Origin of the sequence: Paracoccus sp. MC1854, from assembly GCF_014164635.1 — a bacterium.
GTDB lineage: Bacteria > Pseudomonadota > Alphaproteobacteria > Rhodobacterales > Rhodobacteraceae > Paracoccus.
This window is the reverse complement of sequence record NZ_JACJFU010000037.1, coordinates 1-19,749: the sequence shown is the minus strand read 5'-3', so window position 1 is coordinate 19,749 and position 19,749 is coordinate 1. Positions and strand designations below refer to the sequence as shown.

The window sequence follows — 19,749 nt, the reverse complement described above, 5'->3', positions numbered from 1 at the left end:
ATCCACGTCCGCATTGCACTGATGAACCGCTTCAATGCACTCGGCACGGCCGAAATCGAACGCGCGGCCTGACGTCAAAAGGGAAAGGGGAAGTCGCCACTAGCGGCAGAGTTCTGCAACAACGCCCTTGAAGTCAGCAATAGGAACGAAGCTGTCGTTCAGCAGATTGCAGAGGCTTTTGCGCCTTTTGAGCAAGAATCTAAAGCATAAATAAATTTAAATTTATAATCACGAGAAAATCCATATCTCTTACTGTCCGCCTACCTTTCGATCGCATCTTGATTATGCTGGGGGCGACGTATCGAGAGTAAATCGACTCCACTACTAAAAGGCCATGGAAGTTCGCCGTTGAAAGGCTTCAAGTTGGACATCTCTGCACTCGGCATCTGCTGATGGTCAAAAAGGATTTCGATTGAATTTGTGGACGAATGCACCCTAATGCCTTTCATGTGCGGGTCAATTATACCTGTTAATTTTGCGTCAACATCCATAATTATTTTTAGCACATAACCATTTGGAGCATCGGCAACGAAATCTACATCTAGTATCCCATCATCCGGCAAAACTGGGTACGCGTACGGAACTAATTTTGCATTTTTCCAGCCAGATGTAGGCACCTTACCAACGGCTAAGATGGTAAGAGAGCGAGGAGTCTCTTCGTTAATTTCGTATAGCGCATGATTTACTTGAGCTATCTTTGCAGTCTGTTCCTGAGCGTAAGCGATAGGGGGGAAGGAACCTATGAAACACGCGATCATTGTTCCAAAAATTTTCATTTTCCTTCCCTTCCTTGCGATGCAAATGCTATGTTAGCTATTTTGTACCAAAGCCCTGATTCTATTAACTTTAAATTTATGTTATTCCCAATCTCCCCATGCGCATGACTGCTCTAGATTAACTCCTATGGCAGCGCCAGCAAGCTTGCTTTTTAAGCATATTTCGAAAATCTTCAGAAAAGCTGCCTTTGCAGCGGGAAGGGCGGCACCACCCGTACCGACTGCCGCAATGATCGCGGCGGCAGCAGCCACAACCGCAGAAGTCTGCAAGCAATCATTTACTACGTTCTTGAGGCCATCTGCTGAAGGACCTGTAACTACTAGCCTAACTTCGCAGTACATCCAGCGGAATTCATACTTGTGCCCGATGCATATTTTGGCTCCTGGCCAAGGATAAGCCCATTTTACACAAGTAAGCTTAACGTGCGGAGGCGTGAGTGGGTCTTTCCATGAGGCTATCTTTTTATTAATGATTTCAGTATTTGACGCAGCAAAGTTAGATTCATCTTCGTTAATCTCTAAAGATTTTGGGAAGCTAATATCTAATTTGTTGAGATTTACGCTAGGCGATTCGACTATATTGGAATCTTCTCTCTCCCATTCTTCGGGAGCAATATGAAGTTCCGCATCTATCATGACCTCGGGCATAACAAAAACCTCCGTTTTGTTCGGGCACCATACTCATGACGATAACGATTTATCCGCTGTCGTCACCTGGGTGCGTAATACGCGTCTAGTTCAATAAGCGTACAGAGGGCTGCCAGCCTGTCATCATCAATTTTGATGACAAGCGATTAAAAACGGATAACATACTCATCACAGGTTAGAGCGAACGGAGACCGTCATGCATCATTGCACTGAGCGGGCCTTGACAGCCCTGATCTACTCGGCGCTGCTGGATACGTCTTGCTGGGAAAAATTCATTAATATGGCGGCGGCCGAGATCGGCGGTGCGCGGATGCAGATACACGGCTGGACCGATACCGCCGGGTCGAATGTCGGCGCAACTACAGGATATGACCCGGAAATGATCTTAAGATATCATCGCGGCCTTGGACGTCTCAACCCTTGGACCAAAACGATCATCCGCGCACCCGTAGGGGTTGTGTTACCAAGCCAAGAACTTTGCACAGTGGGGGAGCTGAAGAGAACTGTTTTTTACGAAGAATGGGTGCGCCCGCAGGAGAATATTAGTGTCGGTGCTGGGGTTGTAATTGGCCGCACGCCATCTGGACCTTTCATGTTCGGTGGCAATGTCCGAGAGCGTGACCAGGAAAACAAGCAACCTAAGCTGATTGAACTCATGGGTCGGCTCACTCCTCATCTCACTTTGGCATGGCGGCTTGCCCAAACCATGTTCGAGCCGCGGCTCCGGTTCGAGGCCGCTGATGAGGGTGCCGGCAGTTCGGGGGCCGCGCTAATCCTCTTGCGGCATGACCGAACGGTTGCATTTACCGATGAGGCTGGCGAAAGACTGCTAGCGGCAGGAGGTCTATGTCGGGTCGATCGTCTTGGCCGCTTCGCCTTGAGGTCCGAACTAGCTGAGCGAGCACTTGCACGCGGGTTAAGCGAACTTATCCGGAGTGATGGACCACTGGCGCTAAGAGTACCGGAGAGCAATGAATGGCCTTCGCTTTATCTCGTCGGCCTCGACTACACTCGTGTCCAGGATTGGCCACTTGCGAGCCTCCTAAACTTGCCGCAGAGAAGCATTCTCTGCGTCATTGAGTGTTCGTCTTCGGCCAAGGCAGCTTCAAGGCTTGGCATTTTCGGCCTAACCGCAGCTGAACAAGAAGTCGCGGAGGCGATAGCTCAGGGCAAAGCAACAGCGTTGATCGCTAAGCAGCGAAGCGTAAGCCTTGCCACAGTTCGGAGCCAAGTGCAGGCAATTTACGCGAAATGTGGAATTCATAATCGTGCGGCGCTCACTGCGCTAGTGCTTGGTACTCGGTGTGGCAATTGAGTCGTACTAGTATTCCGAGACTGAGGTTGCTGCCAGCTTCCACGAATTCATCGAGGCCCTTGAGAGCGCGGCGTTCTCTGCTGAGCGCCCATGAAGGACTGCTCTCGTCGTGATGCGAGCTACTAACCAAAAGCTCGCATGAGGTTGCTTTTACGATACAGCCAGTAGGTCGAAGAAGTCGCTCTGCTTGGCGCTAATCTCGCCAAGGATGCGCTCCTTGGTTCGAGGACTGCGGAACATTTGGTAATGCGCTACCGCCTTTTGCTGGCTACAAGCGGCGGCCACTCTGCGGATAGCCTCTTCAACAAGCGCACGTGCTTCATCGCCAGTCGGAAGCTGCGCTTGCTGCGATTTCACGTGTAGCAACTTGCAGGCGAAGAGCACATACCAATGGCCATAAACTAGGTATTGATGCTCATGCCCGGTTTCAGGTGATGCCGCGAACTCGGCTTGATACTTGTTCCGCATCTCTTCGATGATCTCGTAAATCTGGTAGAGCCGGATCAACTCGTCAATACTTTGTCGGCTTCCGAAAATATGATGGAAATGCGAGTCAAAAATAGAATCTGACTCCGTCTTTGCTTTGTCCGGCTCGCGCAGCTCAAATGAAAGGATTATTTGGCCAAGCTTCAGGGCGTCAATTCTCTTCTCTTCTGGTTTATCTGAATGCATATTTCTCTTCCGCTCGAAGAAGTAGCCGCATTCCTTAAAGGCCAGTTCCAGCTTCTTCAGAGTCGCATGGTTTGACATCAGATCGCGGCTCTGAATTCGCGCCTGACTGTTGGTCGCAACCGCCACCCTTTCTGCGATGTCCGCTCGATCTGTTGCGTACATACGAACCATTATGACAACATCGGAAAGTGCCGCTGGATTTGTCCGTGCGGCTTCGACAAGAGAGTGTGACGTTTGTGCTCCGTTAACTATCTGGAAATCCTTAAAAACTAGCTTGGGGTTGGTATGGCCCTTATTGTAAGAAAAGCTCTTACAGGTGATCGTCACCCCGTTATTTAGATACCAAAAAAGGTAGCTATCGCTGGAAGTTGCCGTCGAAATAATATCCTGATTGTAACCGCCTTTCGCACCCAAAAAGACGCGCAGGTTGTCATCGAACAAGTGCCGTTTGATCGTCTCTCCGTCCTCAGCGGTGATCAAGTCCACAAAGGACTGAGCATCGACCGATGCGATTGCTCCCCGCACATCACCATCAGATCGCTCTAAAATCTCTCTGCTTATCACCTGAAGCTGACCATCTTCCGCATTGCGCCCCTCGATGGCCATGGCCTGCACAACGTCGTGCCCACTGTAGAACTCGAACGAGATCGACGAATTGGACGCCTTGACGCTCTCAGCGATACCTTGAGCGGATACCGAAAACCCTACCCCGTTCGAGCAGAATATCACCTTGTAACGGCAAATCTTTCCCTTGTCGTGCAGCTCCCAAATACGGCGAACTGCCTCCTGTAATTGGAAGTTTCCGCTGCCCGCGAGACTATCCGACTTGTCGAACAGCTCATTCAAGAACAACGCAATCTTCAGTACTTCCGCGTCATTGATAGTCTTGTGGCAAGTGCCATGGCTTTCTCTGTACTTGGATTGAAAAAGAAAGACTTCCGCGCTACTTTCACCTTCCACAATGTGGATAGCGTCCACGCCCTTGTCGTCAGGGCCGTCTGTTATGATCTCTTGCAACTGGTCTTCATGACCAGGGAAAATCTGATCAATGACGATTGCTAAGAAGCCTGCCGTCTTTTTTTGAAACTTATGTCGGTCGCATGCTTTAGTGACACGGGCATCAATGATGTCCCAGTCCATCTTCGAAATTGGCTTCACGATCTGATCCCCATGTCTTTAATCTGCCAACGTACAAATCCACATTTTTCCTTTTACGGATCACGGTGCGTCTTGCCTGATGGATAGCCAATGACGATGCCAGTAGCTGGATCGACAATTTTTTCAATCTCTTCTTGCAGGCCTTGGGTGCGGATCATTGCGAAGATTCGAATTTCTGCGTTCGGACAAACAGCTCGCAACAGCTCTGCACAGGCGAAGCTTGTTCGGCCCATGGTGAGGACATCATCCACAATGGTGATTTTGTTCGGTACAAAAAACGGTCTCTCCGCCTCGATGCTGCTCATGTGAACTGGTACAAGCGGCCTCTCCGCAGCCGGTGAATTCGATGAACGGGGCACAGCCCTCGTTCGTTTCAGGTAGGTTTGGACTTCGCCCCCAAACCCTTGCTCGTGCAAAACATCGCAAATGACCTTCGCAGGCCAGAGCGCCCCTTCCGGGAGCGGCGCAGATCGGGGCACCGGCACTAGAGTGACATCGGGCCCGAGAAAAGGCCGCAGAGCGTCTGCCTGGGCGTTGATGATGTAACCGCCTCCCTGTGTAGATTGTCGCAGACCCACCTTGACACAGAGATGCCGCCGGGGGGCGGTTACATCATCAACGCCGTCTGCCTTTGGGTCTTGCAGGTGCGGAACGGCCGAGGCGATGACATCGACCCGGCCAGCCTTGATCGCGCCACAAGCTTTTCGGGAGGTTACAGATAGCTCCGACCTACCGCGTGGGGAATAATTGGCGAAGGTGCCGTACTCATAGCTCGAAGGCACGAACGCCTCCGGCAGTGTAGTTCGGAATATCGAGGAGGATTTCGGGCAGGTCTTCACGACGCAGGATTTGTGCCCCGTACTCGATAAGCTGCTTCGGCCAAGTCAGGTTCGGATTGGTTGCGACGTTCTCAAGCAGGTAGAGATCGCGGCCAAGCCGGATAGCTTCCCATCCCTGGTGGCGTGTCCCGCTCTTCTCGCTTGCCTCGATCACGATGGTCGCATCGCAGATGAGCGCCATCGTGCGGTTGCGGCGCGGGAAATTCTCGCCCTTGCTTGGATAGCCTTCGGGAAACTGTGAAATCGCCAAGTGATCGCGCTTAATCTCTTCAAGTAGACTGGCATTCTTGGCCGGGTACGCCTTGGATAAGGGCGTGCCGAGCACCGCTATAGTGCGCCCGCCCTCTTCTATCGCCGTCCTGTGCGCTACTGTGTCGATGCCTTCGGCCAGGCCGCTGACAACGATGATACCCTGCTGCACCAAGGCACGGGTGACTGCCTGCGCGCGTTTGATACCGTTCGGAGTGGCTTTCCTGGAGCCGACAATCGCCACGCGCGAGCCTTCAGTCAAAAGGGACGTATCACCTACCGTGTACAACACGTCTGGTGCGTTCTTTTCTTCGATCGGGCCGAATGGCCCAAGGGCTTCTCTCGTCTTCAGCTCTGTGTGCATTCTCATCATGCGGTGAAGTTTCTTACTTCACCGCCCTCCCCTTTATTTTTACAACACAAATCCCGTTTGCGCAATGCTTCACACAAAACCACATTTGTGCTTTTGTTCATTTTCGGGTTATCCCCGCCTCTTCTTCCAGCTCTTGTGTCCGCGCCTCGATATAGGCTTGCAGCTCACCAACCATTTTTCGGTCCGTCGCACTGCACGCTGTCTTGAACCGCGTGTGCAAGCTCGCTGGAAGATCTAAGCTCAAACGCTTGGTTGGCTCATCCGGCATGGTCTTTACGACCGGCTTGTCCGCTCGTGCCGTGTCATGCCCGGTCCCCCCGCGTTCAAACGCAAGGATTTGGTCATCCGTTGGCTGCTGCTTCGGCTTCGGAGCCGCCGAAAATGTCTTCTTCGACATACCGCACAATCTCTTTCGTTAGTTGTTCAATCTCGCGGGCGGCATTGCTATCGCCAGCCCACTCGAAAATCGTTTGCCCCATGGTCATACCTTCAGCGAAGGCCACTCGTTGCTCAATCTCACTTACTAGGATTGGCAAACCCGCCTCGGCAGCCATGTTGCGAATATCTCGCCCTATGACAGTTTTCCTTATTTTGCGGGAAACCACAAACCCACATTTGAGGGACGGCTTGAATTCTTGCGCTTCTTTGACTTGGCGCACTGTCAGGTCGGATGCCCAGGTTGACAAACCGGACGGCTCGATTGGCAACGCTACGAAGTCAGATGCCACAATACAGGACCGGGCGATCTCTTCCGCGTGCGGCGGTCCATCAACGATGGTGTGCGTATAGTCTTGTGCCAGCTTGAGCGCATCGCGAGCCATGTTGGCTCGCGCCATGCTGACGACCTGGAAGGGCGCATCTTCGCGCAGGCTCGCCCATGTTGTGGCCGAGCCTTGCTTGTCCGCATCAATCAGCAGCACCCGATGGCCTTGGCGTGCCAAACAGCCCGCCACATTCACCGATAAGGTGGTTTTGCCGACGCCGCCTTTTTGGTTCAGGAAAGATATGATCATGAATCCACCTCACCACATTCGTGGGAAGGTGTAAATACACAAACCCACATTTGTGCATTTTAGTTTCGGTACGCGCCGCGCTTGTTGCAGAATGCCAAAAAGTGCTTATCCGCATCCTTCACGTTGATAGCCTTGTCACGCACCCAAGACCGCCACTCGTTTTCTAGCACGTAGATGTCCCACCCGGGCGCGAGGCGCCGCGCCTCATCATGCGTTTCCGGTTTTCTGAACCGCAACGCCTGAAAGGGGGGGGAGACCACCGCCACAGCCCCCTTGGGGCGAAAGACAATATTATCGCTTTCGATGCTCATGGTGTATTCGGGGAGATGGTCATGCGCCGCGTCATCCTCGATGATCTTCGAAATCAATCGCCTGAATTCCTTTGTGGTTGAGCCTGAGCCGCACTTGTCGCGCAGAAGCTCAAGCCCGCACTTCCACTTGGGTTGTGCGCCGCAATGCTTGCGGGCGAGCTCATAGAGCCGCCGTTCAAGCGGTTTTCTGAGGAAAAAATACTGCTTGCTCAGTGTCAGAACATGATTGTTCTCGATGGCATCAAACACCCAATCCGATAGTGTGACCTCGACATCGAGCATCCGGCCTTCACGGGTCTCCCGAACGATTTCCGCTGACTCGATGAGGCCGAACACCTTGAAATATTCCTTGCCGCCTTGGCGGATGTTCGTCTCGATCTGCGTGCCTTGCAGCCGCCGCAGCGCATCCTTCAAGAGCTGGTAGCCTTGGCCCGAGGTCTGACGGTTCGTCGCCACCAGCAAATCATGGGCTTTAAACCGCATCGACCGGTTGACTTTGCGACCTTCATTGAGCGCAGCCATGCACTGACTGATACAGTAGATCAGCACGTCACGGTCATGGACTGTGGCCAGCCCGTAGCGTGAAGGTGAAACCTCAATCGAATTGTCACCATTCTGATAGCGTCGCGGCTTCATGTCTGGCTTGGTCGAGAGGGTGAACACTGGATGTTCCATCGAGGCCATGTCGCCCTTCGGCACCGCGTCCACGATGTCGCAAACGAACAGGTCTTTCTGCGGATGCCGGTCCGGCAAGAGCGGGGAGCGTGCATTCGTCATTTCACACACCTTCGCTCAGCTTACGATACGTCATTTCACACACCATGGTTCATCATCGTCATTTCACACACCTTCGCTCAGCTTACGATACGTCATTTCACACACCATGGTTCATCATCGTCATTTCACACACCAACCGTCAAGAGTCGTCATTTCACACACCAGCCAGCCTGTGGATAACTGTCCTAAGCTATCGTCATTTCACACACCCAGATTCGTCATTTCACACACCCAGATTCGTCATTTCACACACCAACCTTCTCAAAATATGAATATTTTTCAGTATTTTATCGGTAGTTTTCCAAGGTGTAACTCTATTATAACTCTATATAACTCCCTCAGAGAGGCGAGCCTTTGGCCAATAGCAGCGTCCTGCTTTCAGTTCAGGGGGTTCTGATCAAAGCGTCCGCGGTAGATCTTGCTCTTGAAATACAGGTTCTGCTTGGCCTTCAGGGGGCTGCGGTTGCCGACCAGCAGCAGAAGTTCGTCGGCTTGCATGCCCATGATCTGGTCTGCGGTCATGAGCTTCTGGCGCTGCTCGGCGTAGGAGAAATCCCGACCGCCGCGCGGGGCGCTGTCTTCCTTGATTTGCTGAGAATAGATCGTGCTTTCCCCGAGATGACGCGCTGCCCACTCGGCCGTTTCGATATCGTTGAGGTTGAAGATGCGCTTGGTGATGCACGAGCCGAAGATGCTGCGGGCGTCGTTCTGCTGGTAGGCCTCCACCACCTGCCCTGTATCCTGGGTCACGAACAGGGCTTCGAACCCCACGCCCGCCGCGACGTTGGCGATGTTCATGACCTGCTCCATGCGTCCCATGCGCACGAACTCATCGAGGACAAGCAGGATCGGAGCTTTGACCTTGCGCCGGCCGCCCTCACGCACAACGGTGCCGAGCACGAGGTTGATGAACAGGCGCATGAACACGGCCTGCTTGTCGATCTGATCCAGCGGCACCGCGATGAAGAGGTCGAGCTTGTCATCAAGCAAGTCTTCCATGCGAAAGCTGGAGCTTTTCAGGAAGGGTCGCATGGCGTCCGACTGCATCCAGGCGAAGGCCTTGGAGATCGAGGTCTGGATGCTGCCGCGTTCGCGATCCCCGGCGCGCAACACCGTGGCGGCGATCTGGGCCGGGCGGTGCCCGACCAGATCGGCATTGGCAGCCCAGGCTTGCAGGGTATCGTCCAGATCGGCGGCCAGCAGGAGATCGGCCACCCTGACGAGGTTGCGGTTTTCGGGCTCTTCCTGAGTGACGACGACCTCGATGGCACCGGCCACCAGCTCGCGTGCCATTTCCGCAAAATGCGCGCCGTCGCCTTTTTCGGGCCGGACCAGACCGTCAGCCAGGAGCGGGACGTCGCGGGACAACTCGTGCGGGCGGATGTAGTCGAGGGGATTGAAGCAATCAGAGGGGTCTTCGATGATCCCGAAGGGGTTCAGCACGACAACCTGCCGACCGAGGCTCTGTCGGTAGCGGCGGGTGACGGCGAAGTTCTCCCCCTTGATGTCGAGCGCCACGACCGGCCCCTGATGGTCGAGGATCGCGGGGATGACGGCGCTGACGCCCTTGCCGCCGCGCGTTCCCGACACGACCAGGTGATGCCCGCCCCGCCAGCCTTTGGCATCGTCCTTGGCGTAGCGCAGGAGCTTGCCGTTGTAGCGCGCCAGCGGCATGCCGGTTTTGTTGCGGGCCAGGCGGGCGATGTCGCGCGGGTGCATCCATCCGGCCCGCCAGGGGCCGGACCGGGATTTGCGGTCGCGGCGGATGCGTGGATCGAACGCGGCCCGTAGCGGGGTGATGATCACAAGCGCCAGGGCGGCAAGCCCGAGGCCGGCCCCGATCATGACCGCCTGCTGATGCCATTCCGGGAGCCGCCCGAAGCCTTTGACAGTTTCCCATGCGGCGCGGGGCAGGGGGTATCCTGTCCCTGTCCAGGACCGATAGGTACCGGAGAGGGCCTCCCAGGCGTGCTGGAGGGGCCACAGGGCGACGAGGGCCGCTCCGGCGAGGGTCAGCCATGCAACGAGCTTCCAGGGGGCTCTACGGCCCTCTGAGGCGTCTCCCAGCGTGTCGAGGATCGCAGCCCCGGCAATCAGCGGGAAGGCGTAGAGGGTCAGCGGGTAGATCGGGAGCATCTGTGGCAGGCCCCAGAAGGCCAGTCCCGCCATCAGGGCCGCTCCGAGCATCATGATCCAGTGGCGGGGTTCTAGAAGGAGGTTCACGGCTGGTCCCCTGCGTCTTCAGGAAACAGGAGATGCCAGAGCCCACGTTCCTGGTCGCGCGCGGTCATCCGGTCCGGCAGCTCACGACGCACGAAGTCCCGCAGAGCAGCGGAGTCATTCAATCGATCAAAGACCAGCGATCCGAGCAGCCACTTGAGCCGGTCGTCGTTCTTCTTTCGAACCTCCTGACGCCGCGCATCGAGAGCGTCGATCCGGGCATCCAGCCGGGCCTTCTTCGCGATCAGGTCTTCGATGCTTCCATGAGGGTCACGCCGAGCAGGCATAAGGATATTCCGGTTGTGTGAGAGGCAACCTTAGCGGGTGAGATTAACGTTGAAAAGTTTAAATGCGCGCTTATACATTGCTAAAGCAATGTGCGCGTCCTCATGGGGCTTCGCCCCGCGCCGGACGGCTTCCCCCAATGCGGCTTTGCCGCATGCACGAGGGCTTCCCGCCCTCGCACTCGCGGCCAGCGGAACAGCCGCTGGACCCTGTTCGTGAAAGGCAGCGTCGGCGTGGCAATCTATCATCTCAGCGCCAAGGTGATCGGCCGGAAGGGCGGGCGCTCCTCTGTGGCCGCTGCGGCCTACCGGGCCGGGGGGCGGCTGCGGGACGAGCGCCAGGGGATCGAGCATGACTACAGCCGCAAGGGTGGGGTGGTGCATGCGGAGATCCTGGCCCCCGAGAACGCGCCGGACTGGATGCGGGATCGGGACCGGCTGTGGAATGCCGTGGAGGCCGTGGAGCGGCGCAAGGATGCGCAGCTGGCTCGTGAGATCGAGGTTGCGCTTCCCCGCGAACTGGACCGGGGGGAGCGGCTGGAGCTCTTGCGTGGCTTTGTGCAGCGGCAGTTCGTCGATCGTGGAATGATCGCCGATCTGGCGGTTCACGAGGGACGGGCGCGTGACGGGCATGGACAGCCGCATGCCCATGTGATGCTGACACTGCGCGCGCTGACCGGCGACGGCTTTGGCAAGAAGGACCGGTCCTGGAACGAGCCTGAGCTGCTGCTGGGCTGGCGGGAGGCTTGGGCCCGGGAGGCCAATGCCGCCCTGGAGAGGGCAGGGCGGTACGAGCGGATCGATCATCGATCGCTCCCCGTACAGCGCGCGGAGGTGGAGCGGCAGGCCACCCGGGCGCGGGACACGGGGCAGGAGGAGCGCGCGCGCCAGCTGGAGATCAAGGTGGTCGAGCTCTCACGCGAGCCCGAACCGAAGATCGGGCCCGCGGCCAATGCCCTGGAGAAGCGTGGGATCGAGACCGAGCGCGGCAATGCCTTCCGGGCGGCGCAGGCGCGGAACGCGGAGCGGCGCGAACTGGGCTGGCGGCAGCTGGAGCTGCGGTTTGAGCTGGCCGAGCGGGGCCGGGCCTTTGTGGCGGCGGCCCGCGAACGGATCGGACAGCTTTGGCAGCGCGCCGAGGCGGCGATGGACAAAATCAGGGAGAGGGTGATGGGCCAGATGGAACGGTCAGACCGAATGGATGACAGGGAGGCGCGGCGTGCCGCCGTGCTGGGACGCGGCGGGGCCGAGGTGCAGCGCCAGGACAACGACGTTGGCCGAGAGCGGCCGGCGCCGGTCGAGCTTGACCCAGGGCGCCGCGATGCCATCCTGGGGCGGCATCGAAATGACGGGCAGGAGCGGCAGTCCGGCCCGGGACGGGATCGAGAGAGGGAGCGATAAGGGTATTTCAAATGAGCTATTTTGAAGACGGGCCGTTGATGAACGGGTACGATCCCAACTGGGAAAAGAAGTTCAATCAGACGCAGGCGCTCATTGGTCAGCTGGAAAATAAGCAGCGTCAGGATTGGACAGACGATGCTCATAGCGTCGTTTCCAAGCTCCACGGTGAAATCCCCAAAATATTTCTGTCACAGTTCAGAACCGTACTGGATTATGAAAAATTCCTGCGCGAGCAGCATTGGTTTCGCGCGAAGAAACTCGGACTGCGTCTGCCGGACATCCGCGCACAGGCAACGGAAGACGAGGTAAGCGCGGCTTACCAGGCCTTCAGGGACGTGGCCGATCGCGTCGAGTCATATCAGCGGCTCCCGAAACCGGAAGAGTGGGGCAACGGACTGTTTGCTCTGGACAAGCCGGATCATGTCCAAAGGGTCATTGAAACGGTTTCCATTGATATCGGTGGCAGCCTTCTTGAGGCGCATCTCATCATCGAACATCACTCTGATGAAGTTCATGTTTGTGTCGTGGAGGACCCGCTGAGCGTATCCACCGTTCTGTCGCCTGTGAACGGATTTGGGCTGGCGAAATACCTTGCGGGTCGGATGGATATGAAAAAAGCGGGCAAGCTGGGCAAGCTTTTTGCTCGTGCCAACGGGAAGGCAGTGTTCGTATACAAGTTTTTCAGCCCGCTTTCGTCCCATGCGCCCGGAGCGCGGGTGTATCCGTGTCGGCTTGTATTTGATAATGCCGAATGCGCTGGTCTTGAAGAAATGGCGGGGATCAAAGAAGCAACGCCCCTCATGATGGAAGAGCTGTTGAAGCTTGATCGGGACGTGGCGAATTGGGCCGAAAAGTAGAAGTATCTTTACATCACGCCGTGCCTGCAGAAGCTGAGCTTCGGCGGTCAGGTGATCGAGTTCAGTGCAGTCGATTGATTCAGTGGCTTTGGAAAGACCAGCCAGAGCGGCCTGAGATCCGAAAACCCTTTCGCCTCGTCGCGAAGGGTGGCGCAGACACAAAGTCCTGATGCCGATTTGGGATCGTGGTCAGGCGTTCACACGACAAGTGAATAAGAGTGCAACTTCACAACTGCTGCGATAGGCTTGCCCAAACGCAATTTCCTGTGAGCCCTTTGCCTGCATGCCTGATACCATCTCCCACCTGATCCTCTCCCTGACCCCTGAAGACGGCGCATCCATCGGCAACGGCACGATGATGGCCTTGCTGCGTGAGCGTTTGCCTGAGCTCTCCGATGACGATTATTTCGCGGCGCGCGATGCGCTGGTGGACAATGGGGTTCTGGCCCGCGGCCGTGGGCGCGGCGGGTCGATCATGCGCTTGGTCAAGGAGGCTGAGGATGAGGACGACGGCGATGATGCGGATGCCGATGATGAGGGGGACGGCTTCGAACTGACCCTGACCGACGAGCCGGAGCCACAGCAGCGCGCAGCCCCTCGCAGCAAAAAGGCTATGCGCAAGCCGAACGGTCCAATGCAGGTGCTCAGCTATCGTCATGGTGAGATGCGGATGAACAATCCCGAGGTGGGGATGGTCCATGCTGGCACCGATCCGGATGGCGAAAAGACGGTCTGGGCCTATGATCCTCATCTGGATCCGGTGCTGAACTTTGACAGCGCACGGGCAGGGATCGAAAAGCTGATCGATGATGCGCTGGCCAGCGCTGACCCTGAACGCATGAAGGACGCGTTGCAGGAGCTGAAGCGGCTGCAGGCGCCCTATCTCAACTGGACGGGCAAGGCGGAACGGACCAGCGTCGAAGTGGATACCGTCTCGCTCCATGTCCATGAACGGGTGGACCCGGCGACGATCCTCGCCAACGTGGCGAAGCGGCTGAAGGGCAAGGATGCTTCAACGCAATGGCGGCAGCCGGACCTATTCGCGGCGCCGTTCGAGAACCTGCCGCTGCGCCAGGCGCTGGATTTCTACCACCACGAAAAGGGCTGGTCGAACCGGCTGGTGGCGGGCGACAGCCTCTTGGTGATGAACTCGCTCCTGACCAAGGAAAGCATGGGCGGCAAGGTTCAGATGATTTACATCGATCCGCCCTACGGCATCAAATACGGCTCGAACTTTCAGCCATTCACGAACAAGCGCGACGTGAAGGATCGCTCGGACGACGACCTCACCCAGGAACCCGAGATGATCAAGGCGTTCCGGGACACTTGGGAGCTCGGCATCCACTCCTACCTCACCTACCTGCGCGACCGGCTTATGTTGGCGCGGGAATTGCTAACCGAAAGTGGGTCGGTGTTTGTGCAGATGGGAGATGAGAACACGCATTTGGCTCGCTCACTTATGGATGAAGTTCTTGGTAAGGAAAATTTTGTCGCTGAGATCTTTTTCCAAACAGCCGCAAATCAAAACACGAAGAGGATTCAACGGCTTTATGATTGTCTGATCTGGTACAAGGGTCAAGGAAGTTTGAAGTTCAGAGAAATTTTCCGAGACCGTAGCGAAGGGGAAATTGAGTCCGTCTTTAATGCTCGTGACCCTGAAACGGGAGAACCCATTAAGACAGCACAGCTCAAATCTAATGAACACGTGCCGCGTTTGAAGAAAGCTGGAAGATTAACGATTGACGAGAAGTACTGGAAAAGGAAATTTTCAGACTTCCCACTTCTTCGCTACGACAACGTCTGGAAGGGAACCGTGGAGTCGACTTTTTCGAAGGAAAAGGTCTACGTGGTTCAAACCAACATGAATGTGCTCGAACGCTGCCTGCTAATGACCACCGATCCCGGCGATCTGGTGCTCGATCCTACCTGCGGCTCCGGCACCACCGCCTTCGTGGCCGAGAAGTGGGGGCGGCGCTGGATTACCTGTGATACCTCGCGTGTGGCGATCACGCTGGCCAAGCAGCGGCTGATGACCGCCAGCTTTGACTACTATGCATTGCGGTATCCGCATGAGGGGCTGACGGGTGGCTTCGACTACGAAACAATCCCCCATGTTACGCTAACGAGCATCGCCGATAACCCCGACATCGACGCGATCCATGACGAAGACCACCCGAAGATCGCGACGGCGCTGGCCGATTTAAACACCGCCTTGGCAGCCACTCCGCCGAAGCCACTCAAGGGTGCGCGCAAGGGCAAGCCGGTGGATTTCGCCAAGGGCGACAACTTGTACGAATGGGAGGTGCCCTTCGACTGGCCGGACGACTGGCCCGAGGCCGTCCGTGCCTCCTTCGACGCCTTCCACGCTGCTCGTCAGGCGATGCAACGTCGGATGGACCAGTCCATCTCCGACCATGCCGAGCAGGAGACGCTCTACGACAAGCCGCGGATCGACAAATCCAAGCTGCGCATCTGTGGGCCGTTCTCGGTCGAAGCGGTCCCGGCGCCGACCGTCCTGTCGCTGGACGACAGCATTCCGCCGCAAGAGGCCGACGAGACCGTCGCCCGCTCTGGCGAGACCTCCCGCCAGGCGCTGTGGCGCGACGAACTCCTGAAGACCGGCGTGCGCGGCAAGGGCGGCGCCATGCTCCGCTTCGCCGAGTTCGAGACGCTGCCGGGGCTGAAACACATCCACGCCAGTGGATCTATGGCCGAGACGGGCGAGCGCGTCGTCGTTAGCTTCGGCCCCGAACACGCGGCACTGGAGCAGCGGCAGGTGGAGCTGGCACTGACCGAGGTTGAGACCCTGCGCCCGTCACCCAAGTTCATCCTGTTCTGCGCCTTCACCTTCGACCCCGAGGCGGCGAAGGACATCGACGAGGTAAACTGGCCGGGCGTGACGCTGCTCAAGGCGCAGATGAACACCGACCTCTTGACCGAGGATCTGAAGAAGGGCCGTAGCTCCAACCAGTCGTTCTGGCTGATGGGCCAGCCCGATGTGGACCTGCGCAAACGTAAGGACGGCCTGTGGGAGGTCGAGGTCAACGGCTTCGACTATTTCGACCCGCGCAAGGGGGATCTGGTTTCCGGCGGTACAAAGCAGATCGCCATGTGGTCGTTGGACGTGGATTACGACAACCGCTCGCTGATGCCGCATCAGGTGTTCTTCCCGATGGCGGATGCCAAAGGCGGCTGGAACCGCCTGCGCAAGACTGTGCGCGCAGAACTGGACGAAGACCTGCTGGAGCAGTTCCACGGCTCGGTGTCGCTGCCCTTCGAGGCGGGCGAAAACCGGCGCATCGCTATTAAAATCGTGGACGACCGTGGAATCGAGTCGCTGAAGATTATGCGGCTCGAGGACTGACCCATGTCACTTATCATCAACAGGCCGTGGGAATGCCCGGCGCAGCACTGGGTCGAAGGCAAGGGCGGCAAGCTGGAGATCAAGCCGGAGCGACGGCCGGCGAGCTATGACGTCTTTGACGCGCGCAACAACACTAAGCGCACCGAGGTGCTGGATTTGGTGAACACAATCCGCACGCGCGTGGATCAGTGGCGCGAGGATGGCTGGCCAGGGGTGACTATCGTCACCCGCAAGCTGCTGGAGCACTGGCACGACCGTGAAGCGCGGCAGCATCCGTTCTACTTTTGCCAGCTCGAGGCGATCGAGACGTTGATCTGGTGGGTCGAGGGCGCCGAAGCCTACAAGCAGGGCATCGCAATCCCGGGCGATGGCGGAGTGTGGGAGCGGCTCTGCAACAAGATGGCGACGGGGTCCGGCAAGACCACAGTGATGGCGATGATCATTACGTGGCAGGTGTTGAACGCGCTGACCTATCCGAAGCGCAACAAGGATTTCAGCCGCGCCGTGTTCATCGTGGCGCCGGGCCTGACGGTGAGGGAACGGCTTCAGGTGCTGATCCCCCGCGAGGGCAGCTACTACGACGAGTTCAACCTGTGCCCCTCCGAGGCCTTGCGTCAGAAGCTGAACCACGCCGAGGTGCTGATCGAGAACTGGCACACGCTGATGCCGCTGAAGGAAGCGGACCGCTCGGTCGTCAAGAAGGGGCGCGAGTCCGACGAGGCCTTCACGCGGCGGGTGTTGGGCAAGCTGGCGGCGCACAAGGACATCATCGTCATCAACGACGAGGCGCACCACGCCTATCGCAAACCACCCGAGGTGAAGATCAGCAAGAAGGTAGCCGAGGAGCAGGGTATCGACCTTGACGAGGCGACGCGCTGGATCGAGGGTCTGGACCGCATCCACAAGACCCGGCGCATCCAGCGCTGTTTTGACCTGTCGGCCACGCCCTTTGCGCCGACCGGCAAAGCTAGCACCGACACGGCGCTGTTCGACTGGATCGTCTCGGATTTCGGATTGAACGACGCGATTGAGGCCGGGCTGGTGAAAACGCCGCGGGTCGTCGTGCGCGATGATGCCGTTCCCGACGCGAAAACGCTGCGCTCAAAACTCTACCACATTTACCGCGACCCGACCGTCTCCGAAGACCTGAACCGCAAGGCCGAAGCCTATGAGGCGCTACCCAAGCTGGTTCAGGACGCCTATACGCTGCTTGGCGCCGACTGGCAGGAAACCCGGACGCGTTGGCGGGAGGCCGGGCATCATTCCCCGCCCGTCATGCTGACGGTTTGCAACCGCACCGAGACCGCAGCGCGCATTGAGACCTACTTCAACAAGGGTGATGCGCACTGGCCCGAGTTGCATGCACCGACCCGGACACTTCGGGTCGACTCCAGAGTTCTGGAAAAGGCCGAGATCGGCGAAACCTCGACTTCCGACAAGGATTACGAGGCACGACTGAAGGCAATCGTCGACGCGGCGACCATCCCGGAAACCCGGCGTCAACAGTTCCTCGCCCTAAGGAAGGAGGAATTGCTGCGCGAGATAGTGGACAACGTCGGGAAACGCGGTGCGGCCGGTCAGGATCTGCAGAACGTCGTTTCGGTGGCGATGCTGTCGGAGGGATGGGACGCCAAGAACGTCACGCACATTATGGGGCTCCGGGCCTTCACATCCCAGCTGCTGTGCGAGCAGGTCGTCGGGCGTGGATTGCGTCGAGTGTCCTATGACACAGACGAGAACGGTCTGTTCTTGCCCGAATACGTCAACGTCTTCGGCGTGCCGCTCTCGATCTCGGAAACCGGAGAAGGTGGCGACGCTCCGCCGCCTCCGAAGCCGACGACGCAGATCGAAGTCGTGCCCGAGCGGGCAGATCTGGAACTTCGCTGGCCAAACGTGCTGCGTGTCGAAACGGTCGTCAAACCAGAGCTCACCATCGACTGGAGTGTTGTGCAGCCACTCGTCCTCGATCCTGCAAGCACACCGATCAGCGCCGAACTCGCCCCGGCGCTTGGCGGGGCGACAGACATGGGCAAGGTCACTTCCATCGATCTTGAGAAGCTACCGGATGGCTTCCGCCTGCAACGCCTCGTTTTTCAGGCCGCCAGAAAAGCCTTTGCCGAGCTCAGCCATGGTTTTTCAGGCAGCCGTGAATATCTGGCGGCGCAGCTGGTCAGGATCGTCGAGGCGTTTCTCAACTCCGACCGTCTCGAGATCCCGTCGCTGTTTCACTCCGACCCGCTTCGGCGGCGAATTCTTATCGCGCTCAACATCGACCTCGTCGTTCAGAATGTACTGAGCAACGTGACGGAGCAGAATACGGAACGCTTGACGCCGGTGTTCGACGAGGAAAACCCGATCGGCGCCACCAGCCAGATGCGGACTTGGTACACCACCAAGCCGTGCTTTCCGACCACCAAGTCGCATATTAGCCATCTGGTGGGAGACTCCGCTTGGGAAGGCCATGCGGCCAATGTCTTTGAGAAGCGCGAGGACATTCTCTCATACGCCAAGAACGATCACTTGGGCTTTCAGATCTACTATATGTGGGCCGGTTCACGTCGGCGGTATGTTCCGGATTTCCTCCTCCGCCTTGCCAACGGCACGACGCTGGCGCTCGAGATCAAGGGCGTCGACAGTCCGCAGAACAAGGCCAAACGCGCCGCACTGAATGAATGGGTCCGAGCTGTGAACTCGTTCGGAGGGTTCGGTCATTGGGCGTGGGACGTGGCGTTCAGGCCGAGCGATGTGCAGGACATTGTTACAAAGCATGCTGTGGCTACGACAGCCGCGGAACCGGCACCTGTGGTTTGATGATGATTGAGGCTGCAATCGTGGTCGAAAGCTAGAAAGGTCATGCAGGGTTCGAGCTGGCTTAGAGCATAGCTTCGGCTCCCCCTGCGGCAGACCGCATCAATGCGGGACTGGTTTCATCATTGAAGCCGTTCCGCGATCCACATCTTGATCAGGGCTTGGCGGGTGATGCCAAGCTTTTGCGCTTGGCGGTCCAGACTAGCGACCACCCATGCCGGGAAATCCACGTTCACCCGCTTGGCCTCGACATTGAGGCGGCGCCCCTTGGTCCAATCGACATGGGCAGACATGTCCTCGCCCGCGTCGAAGCGTTCGTCGAATTCAGTCGCCTTCATAATGGTCGATCTCCTGCTTGCGGGCGCGGCGCACGGAGATGATCCGCACCCGGTCGCTCCGATATGTGTAGACGGCCGTCCAATGCCTAGCCCCGATCATGCCGACCGCCAGAAAGCGCGGCTCATCCGTGACGTTGGCGGGGGCCTCGATCAGATAAGGATCATCCCAGAGAGCTTGGGCCTCATCAAAGTCGATCCCGTGCTTTTCACGGTTCGAGGGGCGTTGTTGCAGAACTCTGCCCTCGGAAGGATTCACTGGAGTGGTCCAGCGGGTTAAGGGCCTGCCATGACCAGGCCTGAACCCACCCGCTACCGCACGACGAACTGGAAATCCTACAATGATGGG

General features: G+C 57.5%; 16 protein-coding genes. 5 read left to right on the top strand and 11 right to left on the bottom strand.

Annotation, left to right across the window (positions count from 1 at the left end):
• Window positions 1-260: 260 nt before the first annotated feature.
• The gene (locus H5395_RS15720; protein ID WP_182793500.1) at window positions 261-776 is read right to left on the bottom strand and encodes a hypothetical protein; all 516 of its coding nucleotides are present in this window, start codon (window positions 774-776) and stop codon (window positions 261-263) included.
• A gap of 81 nt (window positions 777-857) precedes the next feature.
• A complete protein-coding gene (locus tag H5395_RS15715; protein WP_182793499.1) occupies window positions 858-1,424 on the bottom strand; it encodes a hypothetical protein in 567 nt (188 codons plus the stop codon).
• A gap of 220 nt (window positions 1,425-1,644) precedes the next feature.
• On the opposite strand from H5395_RS15715, the gene H5395_RS15710 reads away from it, so the two are divergent.
• Complete coding sequence (locus H5395_RS15710; RefSeq protein WP_182793498.1) at window positions 1,645-2,739, top strand: helix-turn-helix transcriptional regulator; 1,095 nt, start codon at window positions 1,645-1,647, stop codon at window positions 2,737-2,739.
• 150 nt (window positions 2,740-2,889) lie between these two features.
• Here the strand turns inward: H5395_RS15710 and H5395_RS15705 are convergent, their stop codons facing one another.
• The 7 genes from H5395_RS15705 to H5395_RS15675 all read right to left on the bottom strand — a co-directional run bounded on the left by H5395_RS15705 (window position 2,890) and on the right by H5395_RS15675 (window position 10,638).
• A complete protein-coding gene (locus tag H5395_RS15705) occupies window positions 2,890-4,551 on the bottom strand; it encodes an AIPR family protein (protein ID WP_220495083.1) in 1,662 nt (553 codons plus the stop codon).
• A 71-nt stretch (window positions 4,552-4,622) separates the two neighbouring features.
• On the bottom strand, window positions 4,623-4,874 hold the full coding sequence (locus H5395_RS19085) for a hypothetical protein (RefSeq protein ID WP_255440736.1): 252 nt from the start codon (window positions 4,872-4,874) through the stop codon (window positions 4,623-4,625).
• 460 nt (window positions 4,875-5,334) lie between these two features.
• Window positions 5,335-6,021 carry a DNA-processing protein DprA gene (locus H5395_RS15695; protein ID WP_182793496.1) on the bottom strand — a complete coding sequence of 229 codons (687 nt, stop codon included), beginning with the start codon at window positions 6,019-6,021 and terminating at the stop codon, window positions 5,335-5,337.
• A 350-nt stretch (window positions 6,022-6,371) separates the two neighbouring features.
• Window positions 6,372-7,043: a ParA family partition ATPase gene (parA, locus tag H5395_RS15690; RefSeq protein WP_182793495.1), complete on the bottom strand. Its 672-nt coding sequence runs from the start codon at window positions 7,041-7,043 to the stop codon at window positions 6,372-6,374.
• 59 nt (window positions 7,044-7,102) lie between these two features.
• The gene (locus H5395_RS15685; protein WP_182793494.1) at window positions 7,103-8,131 is read right to left on the bottom strand and encodes a replication initiator protein A; all 1,029 of its coding nucleotides are present in this window, start codon (window positions 8,129-8,131) and stop codon (window positions 7,103-7,105) included.
• A 378-nt stretch (window positions 8,132-8,509) separates the two neighbouring features.
• A complete protein-coding gene (locus H5395_RS15680) occupies window positions 8,510-10,354 on the bottom strand; it encodes a type IV secretory system conjugative DNA transfer family protein (RefSeq protein ID WP_182793493.1) in 1,845 nt (614 codons plus the stop codon).
• Window positions 10,351-10,638 carry a mobilization protein gene (locus H5395_RS15675; RefSeq protein ID WP_182793492.1) on the bottom strand — a complete coding sequence of 96 codons (288 nt, stop codon included), beginning with the start codon at window positions 10,636-10,638 and terminating at the stop codon, window positions 10,351-10,353. Before H5395_RS15675 ends, H5395_RS15680 begins: the two co-directional genes overlap by 4 nt.
• Before the next feature lie 213 nt (window positions 10,639-10,851).
• On the opposite strand from H5395_RS15675, the gene mobQ reads away from it, so the two are divergent.
• From mobQ to H5395_RS15655, 4 genes are all read left to right on the top strand, one after another.
• Window positions 10,852-12,036 carry a MobQ family relaxase gene (mobQ, locus tag H5395_RS15670; RefSeq protein WP_220495082.1) on the top strand — a complete coding sequence of 395 codons (1,185 nt, stop codon included), beginning with the start codon at window positions 10,852-10,854 and terminating at the stop codon, window positions 12,034-12,036.
• 11 nt (window positions 12,037-12,047) lie between these two features.
• Window positions 12,048-12,893 (top strand): hypothetical protein, encoded by an 846-nt coding sequence (locus H5395_RS15665; protein ID WP_182793491.1) that lies wholly within the window; start codon window positions 12,048-12,050, stop codon window positions 12,891-12,893.
• A 283-nt stretch (window positions 12,894-13,176) separates the two neighbouring features.
• On the top strand, window positions 13,177-16,257 hold the full coding sequence (locus tag H5395_RS15660) for a site-specific DNA-methyltransferase (protein ID WP_182793490.1): 3,081 nt from the start codon (window positions 13,177-13,179) through the stop codon (window positions 16,255-16,257).
• Window positions 16,258-16,260: 3 nt separating this feature from the next.
• Window positions 16,261-19,068: a BPTD_3080 family restriction endonuclease gene (locus H5395_RS15655; protein ID WP_182793489.1), complete on the top strand. Its 2,808-nt coding sequence runs from the start codon at window positions 16,261-16,263 to the stop codon at window positions 19,066-19,068.
• 119 nt (window positions 19,069-19,187) lie between these two features.
• Here the strand turns inward: H5395_RS15655 and brnA are convergent, their stop codons facing one another.
• Window positions 19,188-19,403, bottom strand: a complete 216-nt coding sequence (gene brnA, locus H5395_RS15650) for a type II toxin-antitoxin system BrnA family antitoxin (RefSeq protein WP_182793488.1) — start codon at window positions 19,401-19,403, stop codon at window positions 19,188-19,190.
• Window positions 19,390-19,749: BrnT family toxin (locus H5395_RS15645; RefSeq protein ID WP_255440734.1), on the bottom strand; the 360-nt coding region annotated here is incomplete at its 5' end. The genes brnA and H5395_RS15645, both read right to left, overlap by 14 nt.

What these genes read in the sequence shown, in the direction of transcription:
- H5395_RS15655 (WP_182793489.1), top strand. Translation starts at nt 16,261, where the DNA reads ATGTCACTTATCATCAACAGGCCGTGGGAATGCCCGGCGCAGCACTGG.
- H5395_RS15665 (WP_182793491.1), top strand. Translation starts at nt 12,048, where the DNA reads ATGAGCTATTTTGAAGACGGGCCGTTGATGAACGGGTACGATCCCAAC.
- brnA (WP_182793488.1), bottom strand. Translation starts at nt 19,403, where the DNA reads ATGAAGGCGACTGAATTCGACGAACGCTTCGACGCGGGCGAGGACATG.
- H5395_RS19085 (WP_255440736.1), bottom strand. Translation starts at nt 4,874, where the DNA reads ATGAGCAGCATCGAGGCGGAGAGACCGTTTTTTGTACCGAACAAAATC.
- H5395_RS15705 (WP_220495083.1), bottom strand. Translation starts at nt 4,551, where the DNA reads ATGGACTGGGACATCATTGATGCCCGTGTCACTAAAGCATGCGACCGA.
- H5395_RS15715 (WP_182793499.1), bottom strand. Translation starts at nt 1,424, where the DNA reads ATGCCCGAGGTCATGATAGATGCGGAACTTCATATTGCTCCCGAAGAA.
- H5395_RS15675 (WP_182793492.1), bottom strand. Translation starts at nt 10,638, where the DNA reads ATGCCTGCTCGGCGTGACCCTCATGGAAGCATCGAAGACCTGATCGCG.
- H5395_RS15660 (WP_182793490.1), top strand. Translation starts at nt 13,177, where the DNA reads ATGCCTGATACCATCTCCCACCTGATCCTCTCCCTGACCCCTGAAGAC.
- H5395_RS15695 (WP_182793496.1), bottom strand. Translation starts at nt 6,021, where the DNA reads ATGCACACAGAGCTGAAGACGAGAGAAGCCCTTGGGCCATTCGGCCCG.
- parA (WP_182793495.1), bottom strand. Translation starts at nt 7,043, where the DNA reads ATGATCATATCTTTCCTGAACCAAAAAGGCGGCGTCGGCAAAACCACC.
- H5395_RS15720 (WP_182793500.1), bottom strand. Translation starts at nt 776, where the DNA reads ATGAAAATTTTTGGAACAATGATCGCGTGTTTCATAGGTTCCTTCCCC.
- H5395_RS15685 (WP_182793494.1), bottom strand. Translation starts at nt 8,131, where the DNA reads ATGACGAATGCACGCTCCCCGCTCTTGCCGGACCGGCATCCGCAGAAA.